The organism is Flavobacterium caeni, assembly GCF_900101895.1.
Taxonomy (GTDB): Bacteria; Bacteroidota; Bacteroidia; order Flavobacteriales; family Flavobacteriaceae; genus Flavobacterium; species Flavobacterium caeni.
This window is the reverse complement of sequence record NZ_FMVF01000041.1, coordinates 1-4,717: the sequence shown is the minus strand read 5'-3', so window position 1 is coordinate 4,717 and position 4,717 is coordinate 1. Positions and strand designations below refer to the sequence as shown.

General features: G+C 35.1%; 6 protein-coding genes. 4 read left to right on the top strand and 2 right to left on the bottom strand.

Annotation, left to right across the window (positions count from 1 at the left end):
- The coding region (locus BLP55_RS17215) for a hypothetical protein (RefSeq protein ID WP_211516847.1) at nucleotides 1-193 on the bottom strand (193 nt) is incomplete at its 3' end.
- 149 nt (nucleotides 194-342) lie between these two features.
- Here BLP55_RS17215 and BLP55_RS16890 point away from each other — a divergent pair.
- Nucleotides 343-807: a hypothetical protein gene (locus tag BLP55_RS16890; RefSeq protein WP_139149793.1), complete on the top strand. Its 465-nt coding sequence runs from the start codon at nucleotides 343-345 to the stop codon at nucleotides 805-807.
- Nucleotides 808-1,496: 689 nt separating this feature from the next.
- Here the strand turns inward: BLP55_RS16890 and BLP55_RS17115 are convergent.
- Nucleotides 1,497-1,664: a hypothetical protein gene (locus tag BLP55_RS17115; protein ID WP_170826893.1), complete on the bottom strand. Its 168-nt coding sequence runs from the start codon at nucleotides 1,662-1,664 to the stop codon at nucleotides 1,497-1,499.
- Nucleotides 1,665-1,986: 322 nt separating this feature from the next.
- Between BLP55_RS17115 and BLP55_RS16180 the strand changes: the two genes are divergently transcribed.
- The 3 genes from BLP55_RS16180 to BLP55_RS16170 all read left to right on the top strand — a co-directional run bounded on the left by BLP55_RS16180 (nucleotide 1,987) and on the right by BLP55_RS16170 (nucleotide 4,505).
- On the top strand, nucleotides 1,987-2,661 hold the full coding sequence (locus BLP55_RS16180; protein ID WP_139149792.1) for a hypothetical protein: 675 nt from the start codon (nucleotides 1,987-1,989) through the stop codon (nucleotides 2,659-2,661).
- Nucleotides 2,662-2,821: 160 nt separating this feature from the next.
- Nucleotides 2,822-3,673, top strand: coding sequence for a hypothetical protein (locus BLP55_RS16175; RefSeq protein ID WP_091147271.1), 852 nt, complete (start codon nucleotides 2,822-2,824; stop codon nucleotides 3,671-3,673).
- A gap of 172 nt (nucleotides 3,674-3,845) precedes the next feature.
- Nucleotides 3,846-4,505 (top strand): DUF3575 domain-containing protein, encoded by a 660-nt coding sequence (locus BLP55_RS16170; RefSeq protein ID WP_091147268.1) that lies wholly within the window; start codon nucleotides 3,846-3,848, stop codon nucleotides 4,503-4,505.
- The last annotated feature ends 212 nt before the right edge of the window (nucleotides 4,506-4,717 follow it).

Sequence of the window (4,717 nt, the reverse complement as noted above, 5' to 3'; positions counted from 1 at the left end):
TCGCTGCAAACGAGTAAATTTCCAGCCAATCTTTAGCGAATTTCTTAGCCGAAAATCTTCGTGGAGTTTCGTTGTCGTTATCTTCAGGAATTTCTTGTCGGCTTCCAGGAAAAATCTTCCAAACGAGAATGATAAACAAAGGAAATATAAAACCGAACTGGATCAATTTACTTTGCCAGGCGTCATCGTGCAACACTGCATTTACGCAAGAGCTGGTTTTTAGTGACTTGAAACATTTTTCAAACCAAGAAAGTTGTATCTTGGCAGAGGGAACTCTGCTCCCATTTCCGCTCCTGCGCAAATGCAGGGAACGTTATGGGCAATGCACGAGGTAGAAACCACATGAAAACAATATTCGAAACCAATTCCCAATTTTCTAAATTATTTTACCTGAGGGCTTTTTTAATAATTTTGCTTTCTCCACCACTCGTTTACTTTATTTCCCTTGTTAGACGTAGAGGAAACCCACTTAGCGAATCAGAGTGCATTATTCTTGTAGGTATATTATTTTTAATTTCAATATATGTTTTTTTTAGTGATCGAATTATCTCTAAAATGCAAATAGATACTGAAACAGACAAGTTATTGTTGACCATAAATTACCGTTTTAAAAAACCTTCAATAATGAGTTTTGATATTCAAAATCTCCAAATAGAAGAAGAAACACCTTCGAAAAGAAATACAAAAATAAGAACGATTAAAATTCGAGATGGAGAAAATTCAATTGAAATTAGTAGTCGTTTAACTGGAATGTCAGTTGAAAAAATAGATGAACTTATTAAACAATTGGAATTGCACAGCCCATAACCGCCGTTTCATCGACATTGCCGAGATTTGGGAAATTTGAACGTTCGTTTTCACGAAGAAAGTTTTATCTTGGCAGAGAGAACGCAGTCCGCTTTGCCGGCAACGTCGTGAAGCGGCCTAACGTTGCACGAAAACGCCGAGGAACCCCGTAAATGATTGCGCAGAATCCACTTCCTTATCCAATCTTTGTCGTTATTTTTCATATGATTTGCTTTGCGTTGAATCTCAAAATATGATTTTAGCGCCGAAAACTTTGTCGCCGAGCTTTGTCAGGTTTTCATATGATTCTCTTTGCGCTGAAATCCAAATCAGAGAGTTCGCTGCAAACGAGCAAATTTTCCAGCCAATCTTTGGCGAAGTTCTTTGCCGAAAATCTTCGTGGAATTTCGTTGTGGTTACGTTGTGGAATTTCTTTGTCGGACACAAAACAAATTTCTCGGTAAATTGATATTTTAAAATGAAAGGCCTAGAGAAAAATGGAATCAATTCACTTTGTCAGGCGTCATCGTGCAACAGCCGGTAAGCAAAATTGCCGGGGTTTCGGTAGCCGGAAGTTGTGGTTTCACGAATAATATTTATCTTCGGCAGAGAGAACTCGGATCGCTTTGGTCGGCAACTTCGCTTACCGGCGAAACGTTGGCGGTAATTGCAGAAATATCCAACAAAATTTCAAGACAAAATGAACTATTTTAAATATCTATTATTTTACTTATCAAATTTTGTCGTTGCGTTAATAATTTACTTTCTGTCATTAAGGCCAATGGGACCAAGTAGCGAACAGCTTGTTGTAAATTTTGCGGAGAAGCCATTTTTACAATTTGTGCTTGAGTGGTTTCTTTTTCAAATTTTGCTGTCATTTATATTTTGTAGTGTTATATTCCTATTTTTTAAAAGCCACATGAAAACCGTCTTTAAAAGACACTCCTATATAATTCTATTTTTATTATATTCTGCTTTTTCAATTGTATGTGGATTAGAATATTTTAAATACATTAATGAATTGATATATTGAACCACAACTACCGCCAACAGCGCAGTTAAGCAAGAGCTGGTTTTTCGTGGCCGGAACGTTCGGTTTTCACGAAGAAAGTCTTATCTTGGCAGAGAGTACTCAGTTCGCTTTTCCGCTCCTGCGTAACTGCGCGAAACGTTGGCAAACATTTAAAACACGATAGAGAAATGAAACCATTTTTTGTATTAATGATCTTGATATTGGCAAACAATTATTCTGTCCTTGGACAAGACAGTCTGGGCATTAAAGAAGTAGTTTATAAATCGGCCTATCCCGAGGGAGTTTATTTCACTAAAGACGATTTTATAAAGAAAACTCCATCTCAAGTGCAGATAGTTCCCAAAAGCATAATTGGCTTCAAGAAGAAAGTGTTAGTTGAAAATGTTCATAATTGTTTTTTCTATAATGTATCGTCAGATAAAAAAATAACAAAAGCTTTTGCAGTCTCCTACAAAGGCGATTTATATTTCCAAATTAATGCGATATTAAAAAATAGACACAAAGATGACGATTCGCAAACAAACAGTTTCCCCCATAGTTTTGTTAGGGTAATTATGGGAGGCGACAACTTTCTTTACACCGAAGCAGATCTCGCAAACAGTTGGGCTAAAGCAGCTGCATATGGTGGCGTTGGCGGTGGCGTTGGCGCAGTATTAGCTAACAGTTTTATTTATGGCAAAGGTGTCGTGTGGGATTTTAACAACAGTGAATTCAATATTTTCCGAAATTGCAAGGACTTCAACGAATTCATAAGAGACCGGTACGAAATTGGTATCCAAGATTGTAAAAAGAGTCAACCTGACGCTCTTAAAATCAGGGAAATTATTGAAAAGATTAAATAAACGTCTGCCAACCGCCGTTAACCGCAATGGCTGGATTTTTCTGGCTTGAGCGTTTGGTTTTCACGTAGAAACACTATCTTCGGCAGAGAGAACTCGGCTCGCTTTTACGCCACTGCGGTTAGCGGCCTAACGTTGTGTGCCATTCAAAAGAACATCACTCATGAGATTTACAATTCTGATATTCTTCTTTTTGACAAGACATTTTTGTTTTGGACAAAACGCCGATGTGGTTGTAAAAAATATCTATATTGATTCAACAGAAACTAATAGTTTCATTTCTTCAATTCATTGTGAAATTAATTCCATTCCTGTCGATAGTACTAAAAAAATTAGATTACTTTTTGCGGAAGGAAAAGAAAAAAGTGGAAAAAAATATAAGATTGATGATTTCGACTATTTCGGTTATGATGATATGGTTTTAAAAAATACATTTCCTATTATATTTTTTACAAATAAAAAGATTGAAAATCCATTGCAAATTCAAGGAAAAATCAGATATTTTACTCCGTCTTTAGAAAATGGAGGGTTAAAAATAATCGAAAATCCAAAACAGAAAAACAATATTAATATTTACAATGGCGAAGAAGATATCAAAGTTATCGTTATAGATATAGACAAATTTGTAGAAACGGAGAAAGATGGAAAACAATTTAAAACTCTAATAGACAAAGTTGTATCGAAAAATAATCTGAATAAAAAACAATTCAAAAGGTGTATAAAACTACTAATGTCAGATCACAAAACTTATAATTGGAGTAGCAAACAATATTTTGCTTTTTATGTTGAGGATAAAAATGATAAACTTGCCGGTTTACATACTTTAATAAATGATAAAATAGCTCACGATGGCGGTGGCACTTATAGATTCGGTTCGTCTTCTTTAGTTACCCGAAGATTCCGTCAAAGCATAGAATCGAATTGGAAAATTGTGCTTGAGATTGAAACTGACAAGTCGATAAATGATTTAACTTTCGTTTTATCTGATATTTCACTATTTGGCAAACAAGAATGAACGGCACACAACAGCGCAGTTAAGCAAGAGCTGGATTTCGGTAAGTTGAACGCTCGTTTTTCACGAAGAAAGTCTTATCTTGGCAGAGAGTACTCAGTTCGCTTTTTCGCTCCTGCGTAACTGCGCGAAACGTTGTGCGAACGCCTAAAGAAATCATCCATAAATCAAAAATATGCTAAATCGTAAGTCTTTTTTAATAATAATTTGCTTTATATCTTTAAAATCAGTTTCACAGAATGATATTCAAAAGGAATACAAATGGAATGTCAAACTTGGAATTTTGAATTTTATCGATCCTGCAAATCCAGCTTTCCAAATAGGTTTAGAACGATTTATTAACAGTAAAAACAGTTTGCAATTTGAAGCTGGATATATTCTGCCATACAATTTTGATTTGAGTGAAGAAGCAGTTAGTCCAAATTCCAAAGGTTATATTTTTAAAGCTTCTTACAAATATTGGTTTGTAAATAATAAATTCTATGCTGGTCCAGAAATCTTTACTCGAAAAAATGACTACACAGCTAATTTACAATTTACAAGTAGCGAAACTACTGAAACCGGGGAGGCATATTATGATATTGTAAAAGTTCGAAGGGATTTTACTGGTGCAAATATAGTATTTGGATATGTTAGAAATTTTGATCGTTTCTTTTTAGACTTCATGGCTGGCGCAGGATTAGGGCATAGAAAAGTAACTCATTCAAATCGAATTGATCCAAATGACAGTTTAGAAAAATATATAGAATTTAGAGTTTATGAATTTATAAATGAGGAAATGGATAAAACAGCATTGAACGTAACTTTGAATATTAAGTTAGGTTATAAGTTTTAAATAATAAAAGGCATTCGCACAACAGCGCAGTTAAGCAAGAGCTGGATTTCGGTAAGTTGAACGTTCGGTTTTCACGAAGAAAGTCTTATCTTGGCAGAGAGTACTCGGTCCGCTTTTCCGCTCCTGCGTAACTGCGCGAAACGTTACAAAAACCTTGTTTTTCCACATAAATCACGAAACGCTGATTTGGAAATAATATTTTTTCTTCTTTT

Bases quoted from the DNA above. Each gene is read 5' to 3' on its own strand.
- BLP55_RS16170 (WP_091147268.1), top strand. From the start codon at position 3,846: ATGCTAAATCGTAAGTCTTTTTTAATAATAATTTGCTTTATATCTTTA.
- BLP55_RS16890 (WP_139149793.1), top strand. From the start codon at position 343: ATGAAAACAATATTCGAAACCAATTCCCAATTTTCTAAATTATTTTAC.
- BLP55_RS16180 (WP_139149792.1), top strand. From the start codon at position 1,987: ATGAAACCATTTTTTGTATTAATGATCTTGATATTGGCAAACAATTAT.
- BLP55_RS17115 (WP_170826893.1), bottom strand. From the start codon at position 1,664: ATGACAGCAAAATTTGAAAAAGAAACCACTCAAGCACAAATTGTAAAA.
- BLP55_RS16175 (WP_091147271.1), top strand. From the start codon at position 2,822: ATGAGATTTACAATTCTGATATTCTTCTTTTTGACAAGACATTTTTGT.